This window comes from Vibrio sp. ECSMB14106 (genome assembly GCF_000972265.1).
GTDB lineage: Bacteria > Pseudomonadota > Gammaproteobacteria > Enterobacterales > Vibrionaceae > Vibrio > Vibrio kanaloae.
Genome location: NZ_LAUM01000046.1, coordinates 1 through 257 on the forward strand (window position 1 = coordinate 1; position 257 = coordinate 257).

The window sequence follows — 257 nt, forward strand, 5'->3', positions numbered from 1 at the left end:
TAGCGGTTAACGCTGCTGCTGAACTAACGGCTGAAGGTAAGAAAGTACGTGTAGTTTCTATGCCTGCTACTGACGCGTTCGACAAGCAAGACGCGCAGTACCGTGAGTCTGTACTTCCATCTGACGTAACGGCACGTATCGCTGTAGAAGCTGGCATCGCTGACTTCTGGTACAAGTACGTTGGTTTCGGTGGCAAGATCATCGGTATGACAACGTTCGGCGAATCTGCACCAGCAGGTGAGCTATTCAAGATGTTC

At 50.6% G+C, this 257-nt stretch carries 1 protein-coding gene; it reads left to right on the top strand.

Going from position 1 to position 257, the window contains the following annotated elements:
- Positions 1-257 (top strand): transketolase-like TK C-terminal-containing protein (locus WR49_RS19815; protein ID WP_046225163.1); only part of this gene is annotated, 257 nt, incomplete at both ends.